Genomic DNA, 12,719 nt, shown 5'->3' on the forward strand with positions numbered 1-12,719 from the left:
TTAACCTGTTGTCGCCTGTGGTAGTTTGACAGATAATAGGCGGCTTTTTTATTTCAGGCCGAAACATGACTGATTACCTGCTGCTCTTTGTCGGAACTGTACTGGTCAATAACTTTGTACTGGTTAAATTCCTGGGCCTTTGTCCCTTTATGGGCGTATCCAAAAAACTGGAAACCGCCATGGGGATGGGTCTCGCGACGACCTTTGTCATGACGCTGGCGTCGATATGCGCCTGGCTTATCGACACCTGGATACTTATTCCGCTGGATCTGATTTATCTGCGGACGCTGGCCTTTATCCTCGTCATTGCTGTGGTCGTGCAATTTACCGAAATGGTTGTGCGGAAAACCAGCCCGGCGTTATACCGCTTGTTAGGCATCTTCTTACCACTGATTACCACTAACTGTGCGGTTCTGGGCGTAGCGTTACTGAATATTAATCTCGGTCATCACTTTCTTCAGTCGGCGCTGTACGGATTTTCCGCCGCCGTCGGTTTTTCATTAGTGATGGTTCTGTTCGCCGCCATCCGCGAACGCCTTGCCGTGGCGGATGTGCCCGCCCCTTTTCGTGGTAACGCGATAGCATTGATTACCGCAGGATTAATGTCTTTGGCCTTTATGGGCTTTAGTGGTTTGGTGAAGTTGTAATGAATACTATCTGGATTGCCGTTGGCGCCCTGACCCTTCTGGGTCTGGTGTTCGGCGCCATTCTGGGTTATGCCTCCCGCCGATTCGCGGTTGAAGATGATCCGGTTGTTGAAAAAATCGATGCGATTTTGCCGCAGAGTCAGTGTGGTCAGTGCGGCTATCCCGGCTGTCGCCCCTACGCCGAAGCCGTGGGTCTCCAGGGCGAGAAAATCAATCGTTGCGCGCCCGGCGGCGAAGCCGTCATGCTGAAAATGGCAGAGTTGCTAAACGTAGAGCCGCAACCATGCGATGGTGAAGAACAGCAGGCTGCGCCAGTACGTATGCTGGCAATTATTGATGAAAATAACTGCATTGGCTGCACAAAATGCATTCAGGCCTGCCCGGTTGACGCCATCGTTGGCGCAACGCGCGCCATGCACACGGTCATGAGCGATCTCTGTACTGGCTGTAATCTGTGCGTCGATCCGTGTCCGACGCACTGCATCGAATTACGTCCGGTGAATGAGACGCCCGACAGTTGGAAATGGGATTTGAACACCATTCCCGTTCGCATCATTCCCGTGGAACAACATGCTTAAACTATTTTCCGCTTTCAGAAAAGATAAAATCTGGGATTTCGACGGTGGTATTCATCCGCCCGAAATGAAGACCCAGTCAAACGGCACGCCGCTGCGCCAGGTGCCTTTAGCGCCGCGCTTCGTTATCCCCTTAAAACAGCACATTGGCGCTGAGGGCGAGCTGTGCGTTAGCGTCGGCGATCGCGTGCTACGCGGCCAGGCGCTTACCCGTGGACGTGGGAGAATGCTGCCGGTACACGCGCCCACCTCCGGGACAGTTATCGCTATTGCGCCCCACTCGACGGCGCATCCTTCGGCGCTGGCGGAGTTAAGCGTCATCATTGATGCCGACGGCGAGGACCGCTGGATTGAACGCGAGGGCTGGTCTGATTACCGCGCCCACAGCCGTGAGGCGCTCATTGAGCGCATTCATCAGTATGGCGTTGCCGGGCTTGGCGGCGCGGGGTTTCCCACCGGCGTTAAATTGCAGGGCGGCGGCGATAAAATCACCACGCTTATTATCAATGCCGCAGAGTGCGAACCTTACATTACGGCGGACGATCGTTTGATGCAGGACTGCGCCGCGCAGATTGTGGAAGGTATTCGCATCCTGGCGCATATTCTGCAACCGCGTGAGGTATTAATCGGCATTGAAGATAACAAACCGCAGGCTATTTCCATGCTGCGCGCCGTACTGGCTGACGCCCACGATATTTCGTTACGTGTGATCCCAACCAAATACCCTTCCGGCGGCGCAAAACAGCTCACCCAAATACTGACGGGAAAACAGGTTCCCCACGGCGGGCGATCCTCTGATATTGGCGTGCTGATGCAAAACGTCGGTACGGCTTATGCCGTTAAACGCGCCGTGGTTGACGGCGAACCGATCACAGAACGCGTCGTCACCTTAACGGGTGAAGCGGTAAGCCGTCCGGGTAACGTCTGGGCGCGGCTCGGCACTCCCGTTCGTCATTTGCTTAACGATGCCGGGTTCTGCCCTTCTGCTGACCAGATGGTCATCATGGGCGGCCCGTTGATGGGATTCACCCTTCCCTGGCTTGACGTACCGGTCGTAAAAATCACCAACTGCCTGCTGGCGCCATCCGTGACTGAAATGGGAGCGCCTCAGGAAGAGAAAAGCTGTATTCGTTGCAGCGCTTGCGCTGACGCCTGCCCTGCCGACCTTTTACCGCAGCAGCTTTATTGGTTCAGCAAAGGGCAGCAGCATGACAAGGCTACCGCTCACCATATTGCTGATTGTATAGAATGCGGCGCCTGCGCCTGGGTCTGCCCGAGTAATATTCCGCTCGTCCAATATTTCCGTCAGGAAAAAGCGGAGATTAATGCGATCAGGCTTGAAGAAAAACGCGCCGCCGAAGCCAAAGCACGTTTTGAGGCTCGTCAGGCAAGACTGGAGCGCGAAAAAGCCGCCCGCCTTGCACGTCATAAGAGCGCAGCGGTACAACCAGCGGCAAAAGATCAGGATGCCATTGCCGCTGCGCTGGCGCGGGTAAAAGAGAAACAGGCGCAGGCCACGCAACCGGTGGTTATTCAGGCGGGTAGTCAGCCAGACAATAGCGCCGTCATCGCGGCCCGTGAAGCGCGTAAAGCGCAAGCGCGCGCTAAACAAGCCGCTCATCCGATGGCTGACAGCGCGATACCCGGCGACGACCCGAGTAAAGCTGCAGTGGAGGCAGCCATCGCCCGCGCCAAAGCCCGTAAGCAGGAGCAGCAGGCCGGAAGCGAACCTGCCGAACCGGTCGATCCGCGTAAAGCCGCGGTGGAGGCAGCCATCGCCCGCGCCAAAGCCCGTAAGCAGGAGCAGCAGGCCGGAAGCGAACCGGTCGAAGCGGTCGATCCGCGTAAAGCCGCGGTGGAAGCGGCTATCGCCCGCGCCAAAGCCCGTAAGCAGGAGCAGCAGACCGGAAGCGAACCTGCCGAACCGATCGATCCGCGCAAAGCCGCGGTGGAAGCGGCTATCGCCCGCGCCAAAGCCCGCAAGCAGGAGCAGCAGACCGGAAGCGAACCTGCCGAACCGATCGATCCGCGCAAAGCCGCAGTGGAAGCGGCCATCGCTCGCGCCAAAGCCCGTAAGCAGGAGCAGCAGGCCGGAAGCGAACCTGCCGAACCGGCCGACCCGCGTAAAGCCGCGGTTGCTGCGGCTATCGCCCGCGTTCAGGCAAAAAAAGCGGCACAGCAGCAGGTTGTTAACGAGGATTAAATGGTATTCAGAATCGCAAGCTCGCCTTATACCCATAACCAGCGCCAGACATCGCGAATCATGTTGCTGGTATTAATCGCCGCTCTGCCGGGGATTGCCGCGCAGACGTGGTTTTTTGGTTGGGGAACGCTTTTCCAGATCGTTCTGGCTGCTATCACGGCGCTCGTCGCAGAAGCCATTGTCCTCAGGCTGCGCAAACAATCGGTCGCCAGTCACCTGCAGGATTATTCCGCGTTATTGACGGGGCTTTTGCTGGCGGTCAGCATCCCTCCGCTTGCGCCCTGGTGGATGGTCGTGCTGGGAACCGGATTCGCCATTATTATCGCTAAACAGTTATATGGCGGGCTGGGACAAAACCCCTTTAATCCGGCCATGATCGGTTACGTGGTGCTATTAATTTCCTTTCCGGTGCAAATGACAAGCTGGTTGCCGCCTTATGAAATAGCCGCAACAACGCCCGATATGCTGGACACGTTGCGGATGATTTTTACCGGGCATACCGCCAGCGGCGGCGATATGACGCTGCTACGTATCGGTATTGACGGTATCAGCCAGGCGACGCCGCTGGATACGTTTAAAACGTCCTTGCGCGCCGGGCACTCCGTTGAGCAAATCATGCAGTACCCGATATACAGCGGCGCGCTGGCTGGCGTGGGCTGGCAGTGGGTTAACCTCGCCTGGCTTGTCGGCGGCGTATTCCTGCTGTGGCAAAAAGCCATCCGCTGGCATATCCCGGTCAGTTTTCTGCTGACGCTGGCGCTATGCGCCGCGTTAGGTTGGCTTTTCTCGCCCGCTACGCTGGCCTCGCCGCAGCTTCATCTGCTGTCAGGCGCCACCATGCTGGGCGCATTTTTTATCTTGACGGATCCGGTTACCGCCTCCACGACCAACCGTGGACGTTTAATTTTCGGCGCGCTGGCTGGGGTATTAGTGTGGCTGATTCGTAGCTTCGGCGGCTATCCGGACGGCGTTGCTTTTGCTGTCCTGTTGGCGAATATCACGGTTCCTCTGATCGACTACTACACGCGCCCCCGCGTCTATGGACATCGCAAAGGATAAACCATGCTGAAAACGATTCGTAAACACGGTATTACGCTGGCGCTTTTTGCCGCAGGCTCTACGGGATTGACCGCGGTGATTAATCAGATGACAAAATCAACCATCCACGAACAAGCGCTGCAACAACAACATGCCCTGTTCGATCAGGTATTGCCGCCAGATCGTTACAATAATAATCTGCAAGAGAGCTGTTATCTGGTCGATGCGCCCGCCCTCGGCAAAGGCACACACCGTGTTTTTATCGCTCGCAAGGATGATAAACCCGTAGCGGCCATCATTGAGGCCACCGCGCCAGATGGCTATTCCGGCGCTATCCAGCTTATTGTTGGCGCAGATTTCAACGGTACCGTCCTGGGGACGCGTGTGACGGAACATCATGAGACGCCAGGGTTAGGTGATAAAATTGAGCGCCGTTTGTCTGACTGGATTACCCACTTTAGCGGTAAAACCATCAGCGGTGAAAATGATACGCACTGGGCGGTGAAAAAGGATGGCGGTGATTTTGATCAATTTACCGGGGCGACAATAACGCCGCGCGCCGTGGTGAATGCGGTTAAACGCGCCGGGCTGTACGCCGAATCACTGCCCGCTCAGCTCCCCCATTTAACCGCCTGTGGAGAATAACCATGAGCGAAATAAAAGACATTGTTGTTCAGGGGTTATGGAAAAATAACTCTGCTCTGGTGCAGCTACTTGGCCTGTGCCCTTTACTGGCGGTGACGTCTACGGCAACCAACGCTCTGGGGCTGGGTCTGGCCACAACGCTGGTATTAACGCTGACCAACCTTACGGTGTCCGCACTACGTCGCTGGACGCCGGCAGAAATCCGTATCCCGATTTACGTCATGATCATTGCCTCGGTGGTAAGCGCAGTACAGATGCTGATCAATGCGTATGCGTTCGGTTTGTATCAGTCTTTAGGGATTTTTATTCCTCTGATTGTAACGAACTGCATTGTTGTTGGTCGCGCCGAAGCGTTTGCCGCGAAAAAAGGACCGTGGCTTTCCGCGTTGGACGGTTTTTCCATCGGCATGGGCGCGACAGGCGCGATGTTCGTGCTGGGTTCGCTGCGCGAGATCCTCGGGAATGGTACGCTTTTCGATGGCGCGGATAGCCTGCTGGGAGGCTGGGCAAAAGTATTACGGGTCGAGATATTTCACACCGACTCGCCTTTCCTGCTGGCGATGCTGCCGCCAGGCGCGTTTATCGGCCTGGGGCTCATGCTGGCGGTAAAATATCTTATTGATGAAAAAATGAAGAAACGCCGCGCCGAAACCGCGCCTTCCGCTGTTCCGGCAGGTGAAACAGGGAAAGTCTGATGAACAAAGCAAAAAGGCTGGAAATTCTGACGCGCCTGCGCGACAACAATCCGCACCCCACAACGGAACTCAATTTCACGTCGCCGTTTGAGTTGCTGATTGCCGTGTTGCTTTCCGCGCAGGCAACCGACGTCAGCGTGAACAAGGCTACCGCCAAACTTTACCCGGTCGCCAATACGCCAGCCGCGATGCTGGAACTGGGCGTAGAAGGCGTGAAATCCTATATCAAAACCATCGGTTTATTTAACAGTAAAGCGGAAAACGTGATTAAGACCTGCCGTATTTTACTGGACAAGCATAATGGCGAAGTGCCGGAGGATCGGGCGGCGCTGGAAGCGCTTCCCGGCGTGGGGCGTAAAACCGCTAACGTAGTACTAAATACCGCCTTCGGCTGGCCGACCATCGCCGTTGATACGCATATATTTCGTGTATGCAACCGAACACAGTTCGCGCCGGGTAAAAATGTCGAGCAGGTAGAAGAGAAGTTGCTGAAAGTGGTGCCGAATGAGTTCAAAGTGGACTGCCATCACTGGTTAATTTTGCATGGCCGCTATACCTGTATCGCCCGAAAACCCCGCTGCGGCTCCTGCCTCATTGAAGATCTTTGCGAATACAAAGAAAAAGTCGATATTTGATATGGTCGGAGTGCGTCCGTCACGCCAGCGCGCTCCCACCTTCGGCCTGGATCTATTTTAGCCATCAATCATTCCAGTCTCTGTCCTTTTTCTGATGTAATGTGCTTTCGTTTTCCCTCCACGTCAGGTTAATCATTTTTTTAATCGCAAAAATTTCTATCTATCCGTGATCAGGATCACTTTGATAACTTCATGTGAAATTTAATGACATCTAAGGTTACATTTACAACCGGATAGACTGACGCCCCGTTTTCACTACAAAACATTACTCTGCCATTTTTTCAGATAATGGCCTATATCACTGCTTTTCACCTTAAATAGCAGAAGATATCGCCTTTCACCCAAACTAATGGCCTTTTTGCAGTGTAAAAATCTGCCATTCTTCAAATGAAGAAATTTAACGCTGGATAACATTTCTGACATCGGACGATTCAACCAGAAGAGTTATATGTAACAGATTATTACAAAGCTCTTGTCTGGAGAGGAAAGATAGTGAACATTACCTGCCGTTTCCCCTCCAATATAACAATCGGACGGATGAGTCTGACTCATCACGCGCCAGACAATCCCTGTTAATACGGGGCGTAAAAAAGAGGTAAAAGTGTCTACTGCAAACAAAAAACCAACTGAAAGCGTCAGTTTGAACGCTTTCAAACAACCGAAGGCGTTCTATCTCATCTTCTCGATAGAGTTATGGGAGCGTTTTGGTTATTACGGCCTGCAAGGCATTATGGCCGTCTACCTGGTAAAACAACTGGGTATGTCAGAAGCGGATTCCATCACCCTTTTCTCTTCCTTCAGTGCGCTGGTGTACGGCCTGGTCGCCATTGGCGGTTGGTTAGGTGATAAAATTCTGGGCACCAAACGCGTTATTATGTTGGGTGCCGTGGTGCTGGCTATCGGTTATGCGCTGGTCGCATGGTCTGGTCATGACGCTGGCATCGTCTATATGGGCATGGCGGCTATCGCTGTGGGTAACGGTCTGTTTAAAGCTAACCCGTCTTCCCTGCTGTCTACCTGTTACGCGAAGGATGATCCGCGTCTCGACGGCGCATTTACGATGTATTATATGTCCGTCAACATCGGCTCCTTCTTCTCTATGCTGGCGACGCCGTGGCTGGCGGCGCGTTATGGCTGGAGCACCGCGTTTGCGCTTAGCGTCGTCGGTATGCTGATAACCGTCGTTAACTTTGCTTTCTGCCAGCGCTGGGTGAAAAGCTACGGTTCCAAACCCGACTTTGAACCGATCAACTTCCGTAATCTGCTGCTGACCATCGTGGGTATTGTCGTTCTGATTGCGGTCGCCACCTGGCTGCTGCACAACCAGGATATCGCGCGTATGGTGCTGGGCGTAATCGCTCTTGGCATCGTCATTATCTTCGGTAAAGAAGCGTTTTCCATGCACGGCGCGGCTCGCCGTAAAATGATCGTCGCCTTTATTTTGATGCTGCAGGCGATTATCTTCTTCGTACTGTACAGCCAGATGCCGACGTCGCTGAACTTCTTTGCCATTCGTAACGTCGAGCACTCTATTCTCGGTATCGCGTTCGAACCGGAACAGTATCAGGCGCTGAACCCATTCTGGATCATTATCGGCAGCCCGATTCTGGCCGCTATCTATAACAGGATGGGCGATACGCTGCCGATGCCGATGAAATTCGCCATTGGTATGGTGCTGTGTTCCGGCGCGTTCCTGATTCTGCCGCTGGGCGCCAAATTTGCGAACGATGCCGGCATCGTATCCGTAAACTGGCTGATCGCAAGCTACGGCCTGCAAAGTATCGGTGAGCTGATGATCTCCGGTCTGGGCCTGGCAATGGTCGCACAGTTGGTTCCGCAGCGTCTGATGGGTTTCATCATGGGTAGCTGGTTCCTGACAACGGCAGGCGCTAACATCATCGGCGGTTATGTCGCCAACCTGATGGCTGTGCCGAGCGACGTGACTGACCCACTGATGTCCCTGGAAGTCTATGGTCGCGTATTTATGCAGATTGGCATAGCAACCGCCGTTATCGCCGTCCTGATGCTGCTGACAGCGCCTAAGCTGAACCGTATGACCCAGGACGATGATACCGCTGAAAAAGGCTCTAAAGCCGCTACAGTTTAATTTTCCGGGAAACAACATTCAGGCCGCTAACTGTGCGTTAGCGGCTTTTTTTTTGCTCGTCCCCGCACTACCATACTTTAAACCTCAGCAAAAAGGAGTTACCGATGAAACTGTTCTACAAACCGGGTGCCTGCTCTCTTGCTTCCCATATTACCCTGCGCGAAATTGGCAAAGACTTTACGCTTGATGGCGTCGATCTCGCAAAAAAACGCCTGGAAAACGGTGATGATTACCTGGCAGTCAACCCTAAAGGACAGGTTCCGGCTCTGCTGCTGGATGACGGCACACTGTTGACTGAAGGCGTCGCCATTATGCAGTACCTCGCCGACAGCGTTCCCGACCGCCAGCTTCTGGCGCCGGTAAGTAGTCTTGCTCGCTATCATACGCTGGAATGGCTCAACTATATTGCAACGGAACTGCATAAAGGCTTTACCCCGCTGTTCCGCCCTGACACGCCGGAAACACTCAAACCCGCCGTTCGCGCCGGTCTGGAAAAGAAATTGCAGTACGTGGATGAGTCGCTTTCAGACGACCAGTGGATTTGCGGCCAGCGTTTTACCATTGCAGACGCTTATCTGTTTACCGTATTGCGTTGGGCCTATGGCGTAAAACTGAATATGGACGGGTTAACGCATATTGAAAGTTATATGCAGCGTGTCGCAAAAAGACCGACCGTTGCGGCAGCGCTTAAAGCGGAAGGACTGAATTAATGTCATGTTGCCGGATAGCTCGCTGTACCGCCATCCGGCCTCTTTTTAGCAGCAATAATTACAGCCGCGTTGCGCTGAAGTAATGTTCAGGGTTAGCGATCCTGTCCTGGGCCGCCACGACCTGCAGTTCGTACTCCTGCATCGTTTTGGTGGCGATCATAATCTCATAGACTGCCGCCGTAACGTGCTCCAGCGCCTGCTGCAACGTCGCGCCCTGCAAAAGTTTGACCAGCAATAAACCACTGGTGACATCGCCAACGCCAACCGGCTGACGTGAGCCGAAATCCACCAGCGGACGGCTAATATGCCAGGCTTCCTGCGCTGTCACCAGCAGCATTTCAAAGCGTTCTGAACTGTAACCGGCGCGGGCGAGATGTTTTACCAGTACAATTTCTGGCCCCTGAGCAATCAGTTCTCGCGCCGCCTGCACGGCGTCATTCACATTATTCACGCTATGTTTGCTGAGAATTTCCAGTTCAATCAGGTTAGGCGCGATAATATCGCTGGCGGGTAGCGCATAACGCACATGGAACTCTGCGACGCCAGGCGCCACGATACAGCCCTTTTCCGGATGCCCCATCACGGGGTCGCAGAAATATTTTGCCTGCGGATTTGCCGCTTTAACCTGGCGCACAATACCGAGAATGTGTTCTCCCTGCTCGGCAGATCCCAGGTAACCGCTAAGTACGGCGTCGCAGTGCGCTAACTGGCCAATGTCCGCAATCCCCTGGACAATCTCAGTCAGATGGCTGGGCGGCATGACACAGCCGGTCCATTTACCATATTGCGTGTGGTTAGAAAACTGAACGGTATTCAGCGGCCAAACATTCGCGCCAAGACGGCGCATGGGAAATTCGGCGGCGCTGTTGCCCGCATGTCCGAAAACAACATGGGACTGGATAGCGAGGATATTCTTCATTTTTTTACCTGAACATCAAAAATAAGGGAGTGATTTCTCACTCCCTGTTACTTAATGCCTTATTTCCAGCAAATCAGACAATAGTTCTTTTTGCCGCGACGTAATAAGGTGTAGCGGCCAAACAGACGGTCCTCATCGTTAAAGATGTATTCAGGATCGGATTGTTTTTCACCATTGATAGTGACAGCGTTGGAGGCGATAGTCTTACGCGCCTGACCACGCGACGGCTGGAGTTCGGCGTCTACCAGCGCTTGCATCAGGTCGGCGCCTTTTTCCATTTCAACCATCGGTACGCCGTCTTGCGCCAACTGCTCAAAGTCAGCTTCGCTCAGCGCGCTCAGTGAACCGCTGAACAGGCATTCAGTGATCCGTTTCGCCGCGACCAGCCCCTCTTCACCATGAACCAGGCGCGTCACCTGCTCGGCCAGCACATACTGCGCGCGCGGCGCTTTACCGCTGTTTTTATCTTCTTCTTCCAGGGCATTGATCTCTTCAATGTCCATAAAAGTGAAGAATTTCAGGAAGCGATAAACATCGGCATCTGCGGTGTTAATCCAGAACTGGTAGAATTTGTACGGACTGGTTTTCTTCGGATCCAGCCAGACAGCGCCGCCTTCGGTTTTACCGAATTTCGTGCCGTCAGCTTTGGTGATCAGTGGAACGGTCAAACCAAATACCTGATTCTGGTGCAGGCGACGGGTCAGGTCGATACCGGAAGTGATGTTCCCCCACTGGTCAGAACCGCCAATCTGTAAGGCAACGCCGTGCAGTTTATTCAGACAAGCGAAGTCGTACCCCTGTAGCAGGTTATAAGAGAACTCCGTGAAAGAGATACCCTGATCGTCACGGTTCAGACGCTGCTTCACCGCTTCTTTGTTGATCATCTGATTAACGGAAAAATGTTTACCGATATCGCGCAGGAAAGTCAGCACATTCATGCTGCCGAACCAGTCATAGTTATTGGCCGCGATGGCGGAGTTTTCGCCGCAATCAAAGTCCAGGAATGGGGCAACCTGTTTACGAATTTTCGCCACCCACTCCTGAACGGTCTCTTCAGTGTTCAGTTTACGCTCGGCGGCTTTGAAGCTCGGGTCGCCAATCAGACCGGTCGCGCCGCCTACCAGCGCAACAGGTTTGTGCCCTGCCTGCTGGAAGCGTTTCAGGCATAACAATGGAACCAGATGCCCCAAATGCAAGCTGTCAGCGGTAGGATCGAAGCCGCAATAGAGCGCGATCGGGCCTTGCGCCAGTCGCTCTGCCAACGCGTCTTCGTCCGTCACCTGGGCTACCAGCCCCCGCTCTTGCAATTGTTTAATCAAGTTACTGCTTGCCATCAAAATCTCCATGTATAAAACGACTGCACCTTTGCCGGTACACGACTTTTCGCCAGACGCGAAAGAGACATAGCATAAAACGGCGGATTCATCCGCACCAGTGCTTAAAACAAGATTTTTGCATCTTTAGGGCGCAAGACGGTCGATTTTCCATGCGCCGTCGTCGCGTTGGTATAAAAAGCGATCGTGCAGACGATGTTCGCCGCCCTGCCAGAACTCCATCTGTTCAATACTCACGCGAAAACCGCCCCAGAAGCTGGGTAGCGGCACTTCGCCCTGTTGAAACTTCTGCTTAAGCTCCAGGAATTTGCTTTCGAGGATACCGCGCGCGGAAATGCGGCTGGATTGTTTAGAGACCCATGCGCCGATCTGGCTGTCGCGCGGACGGCTGTGGAAATACCTCACCACCTCAAGAGTGGAGAGACGCTCGGCTTTGCCTGTCACCATCACCTGGCGTTCAAGCATATGCCAGGGAAATAACAGGCTGATACGCGGATTGTGCTCAATTTGATGCGCCTTGCGGCTTCCCAGGTTGGTATAAAAGACCAGGCCTTTTTCATCATAATGCTTGAGCAATACAATACGCTGGTACGGTTGCCCCTTGTCATCTACGGTCGCCACGACCATTGCCGTCGGATCGGCCAGTCGCGCGTCGCACGCTTGCCCAAGCCAGCGCTCAAATAAGGTTAACGGTTCAGCGGGTAAATCGCGGCGACGCAAGCCGCCTTTCGTGTATTCACGGCGCAGATGCGCGATCTGCTGCAATTGGTCGTTATCAGACATGGCGTTGATCAGAAATAATCAGTGGGTGGCGCTATTGTGCGCCCCCATACTGAAAATCTCAACGCTTCGGATTTTGTAACTGACAGTTATTAAGCACAATTCTGTCTCGTTTATAGACCGTGGCGCTCTCGCCTTGCGACCAGAAAACATAAATCCCGTCGGTATAACGCGCGCCCGAGGCCGAGATTCCTTGCTTCAGGGTCAGCAGCTTATTGTCATAAACAAAACTGACCTCTTCACGCGGGTTATTGACTTTAACGGTAAGCGGCTTCTCATCACACTGGTATTCCAGCGTATCCGTTTGCATACGTTCAACAAATTGTTGATAAACGCTACAGCCGGTCAGCAGCACAGGTAAACACATTATTGCGATCTTTTTCATAGGCATATCCCGAAAGCTCTCCTGCTTCTGGAAGGGCAAACGCCCC

General features: G+C 53.6%; 13 protein-coding genes. 9 read left to right on the forward strand and 4 right to left on the reverse strand.

Annotation, left to right across the window (positions count from 1 at the left end; genetic code table 11):
• Nucleotides 1–65: 65 nt before the first annotated feature.
• The 9 genes from rsxA (at nucleotide 66) to gstA (ending at nucleotide 9,255) form a co-directional block, all read left to right on the forward strand.
• The gene (rsxA, locus tag ACLJNW_RS04400; protein ID WP_000133179.1) at nucleotides 66–647 is read left to right on the forward strand and encodes an electron transport complex subunit RsxA; all 582 of its coding nucleotides are present in this window, start codon (nucleotides 66–68) and stop codon (nucleotides 645–647) included.
• Nucleotides 647–1,225 carry an electron transport complex subunit RsxB gene (gene rsxB, locus ACLJNW_RS04405; RefSeq protein WP_001092599.1) on the forward strand — a complete coding sequence of 193 codons (579 nt, stop codon included), beginning with the start codon at nucleotides 647–649 and terminating at the stop codon, nucleotides 1,223–1,225. Before rsxA ends, rsxB begins: the two co-directional genes overlap by 1 nt.
• Nucleotides 1,218–3,425 carry an electron transport complex subunit RsxC gene (gene rsxC / locus ACLJNW_RS04410; RefSeq protein ID WP_024154580.1) on the forward strand — a complete coding sequence of 736 codons (2,208 nt, stop codon included), beginning with the start codon at nucleotides 1,218–1,220 and terminating at the stop codon, nucleotides 3,423–3,425. Before rsxB ends, rsxC begins: the two co-directional genes overlap by 8 nt.
• On the forward strand, nucleotides 3,426–4,484 hold the full coding sequence (gene rsxD, locus ACLJNW_RS04415; protein ID WP_000231891.1) for an electron transport complex subunit RsxD: 1,059 nt from the start codon (nucleotides 3,426–3,428) through the stop codon (nucleotides 4,482–4,484).
• A gap of 3 nt (nucleotides 4,485–4,487) precedes the next feature.
• Complete coding sequence (gene rsxG / locus ACLJNW_RS04420; protein ID WP_000920822.1) at nucleotides 4,488–5,108, forward strand: electron transport complex subunit RsxG; 621 nt, start codon at nucleotides 4,488–4,490, stop codon at nucleotides 5,106–5,108.
• 2 nt (nucleotides 5,109–5,110) lie between these two features.
• A complete protein-coding gene (locus tag ACLJNW_RS04425) occupies nucleotides 5,111–5,803 on the forward strand; it encodes an electron transport complex subunit E (RefSeq protein ID WP_001289628.1) in 693 nt (230 codons plus the stop codon).
• Nucleotides 5,803–6,438: an endonuclease III gene (gene nth / locus ACLJNW_RS04430; protein ID WP_001030318.1), complete on the forward strand. Its 636-nt coding sequence runs from the start codon at nucleotides 5,803–5,805 to the stop codon at nucleotides 6,436–6,438. The genes ACLJNW_RS04425 and nth overlap by 1 nt, the downstream gene beginning before the upstream one ends.
• A 601-nt stretch (nucleotides 6,439–7,039) precedes the next feature.
• Nucleotides 7,040–8,545, forward strand: coding sequence for a dipeptide/tripeptide permease DtpA (gene dtpA / locus ACLJNW_RS04435; RefSeq protein ID WP_000100911.1), 1,506 nt, complete (start codon nucleotides 7,040–7,042; stop codon nucleotides 8,543–8,545).
• 104 nt (nucleotides 8,546–8,649) lie between these two features.
• Nucleotides 8,650–9,255 (forward strand): glutathione transferase GstA, encoded by a 606-nt coding sequence (gene gstA, locus ACLJNW_RS04440; protein ID WP_000765727.1) that lies wholly within the window; start codon nucleotides 8,650–8,652, stop codon nucleotides 9,253–9,255.
• A 58-nt stretch (nucleotides 9,256–9,313) separates the two neighbouring features.
• On the opposite strand, the gene pdxY is transcribed toward gstA, so the two are convergent.
• The 4 genes from pdxY to mliC all read right to left on the reverse strand — a co-directional run bounded on the left by pdxY (nucleotide 9,314) and on the right by mliC (nucleotide 12,679).
• Nucleotides 9,314–10,174, reverse strand: a complete 861-nt coding sequence (gene pdxY, locus ACLJNW_RS04445) for a pyridoxal kinase PdxY (RefSeq protein WP_000789736.1) — start codon at nucleotides 10,172–10,174, stop codon at nucleotides 9,314–9,316.
• A gap of 59 nt (nucleotides 10,175–10,233) precedes the next feature.
• Complete coding sequence (gene tyrS, locus ACLJNW_RS04450) at nucleotides 10,234–11,508, reverse strand: tyrosine--tRNA ligase (protein WP_000168626.1); 1,275 nt, start codon at nucleotides 11,506–11,508, stop codon at nucleotides 10,234–10,236.
• 126 nt (nucleotides 11,509–11,634) lie between these two features.
• The gene (gene pdxH, locus ACLJNW_RS04455) at nucleotides 11,635–12,291 is read right to left on the reverse strand and encodes a pyridoxamine 5'-phosphate oxidase (RefSeq protein ID WP_001282334.1); all 657 of its coding nucleotides are present in this window, start codon (nucleotides 12,289–12,291) and stop codon (nucleotides 11,635–11,637) included.
• A gap of 58 nt (nucleotides 12,292–12,349) precedes the next feature.
• Entirely contained in the window at nucleotides 12,350–12,679 is a 330-nt protein-coding gene (gene mliC / locus ACLJNW_RS04460; protein WP_001132086.1) for a C-type lysozyme inhibitor, read from the reverse strand.
• Nucleotides 12,680–12,719: the final 40 nt, after the last annotated feature.

Origin of the sequence: Salmonella sp. SAL4457, from assembly GCF_046548235.1 — a bacterium.
Lineage (GTDB): Bacteria > Pseudomonadota > Gammaproteobacteria > Enterobacterales > Enterobacteriaceae > Salmonella > Salmonella enterica.

What these genes read in the sequence shown, in the direction of transcription:
- pdxY (WP_000789736.1), bottom strand. Translation starts at nt 10,174, where the DNA reads ATGAAGAATATCCTCGCTATCCAGTCCCATGTTGTTTTCGGACATGCG.
- rsxD (WP_000231891.1), top strand. Translation starts at nt 3,426, where the DNA reads ATGGTATTCAGAATCGCAAGCTCGCCTTATACCCATAACCAGCGCCAG.
- nth (WP_001030318.1), top strand. Translation starts at nt 5,803, where the DNA reads ATGAACAAAGCAAAAAGGCTGGAAATTCTGACGCGCCTGCGCGACAAC.
- rsxB (WP_001092599.1), top strand. Translation starts at nt 647, where the DNA reads ATGAATACTATCTGGATTGCCGTTGGCGCCCTGACCCTTCTGGGTCTG.
- pdxH (WP_001282334.1), bottom strand. Translation starts at nt 12,291, where the DNA reads ATGTCTGATAACGACCAATTGCAGCAGATCGCGCATCTGCGCCGTGAA.
- rsxG (WP_000920822.1), top strand. Translation starts at nt 4,488, where the DNA reads ATGCTGAAAACGATTCGTAAACACGGTATTACGCTGGCGCTTTTTGCC.
- tyrS (WP_000168626.1), bottom strand. Translation starts at nt 11,508, where the DNA reads ATGGCAAGCAGTAACTTGATTAAACAATTGCAAGAGCGGGGGCTGGTA.
- rsxA (WP_000133179.1), top strand. Translation starts at nt 66, where the DNA reads ATGACTGATTACCTGCTGCTCTTTGTCGGAACTGTACTGGTCAATAAC.
- ACLJNW_RS04425 (WP_001289628.1), top strand. Translation starts at nt 5,111, where the DNA reads ATGAGCGAAATAAAAGACATTGTTGTTCAGGGGTTATGGAAAAATAAC.
- mliC (WP_001132086.1), bottom strand. Translation starts at nt 12,679, where the DNA reads ATGCCTATGAAAAAGATCGCAATAATGTGTTTACCTGTGCTGCTGACC.
- rsxC (WP_024154580.1), top strand. Translation starts at nt 1,218, where the DNA reads ATGCTTAAACTATTTTCCGCTTTCAGAAAAGATAAAATCTGGGATTTC.
- gstA (WP_000765727.1), top strand. Translation starts at nt 8,650, where the DNA reads ATGAAACTGTTCTACAAACCGGGTGCCTGCTCTCTTGCTTCCCATATT.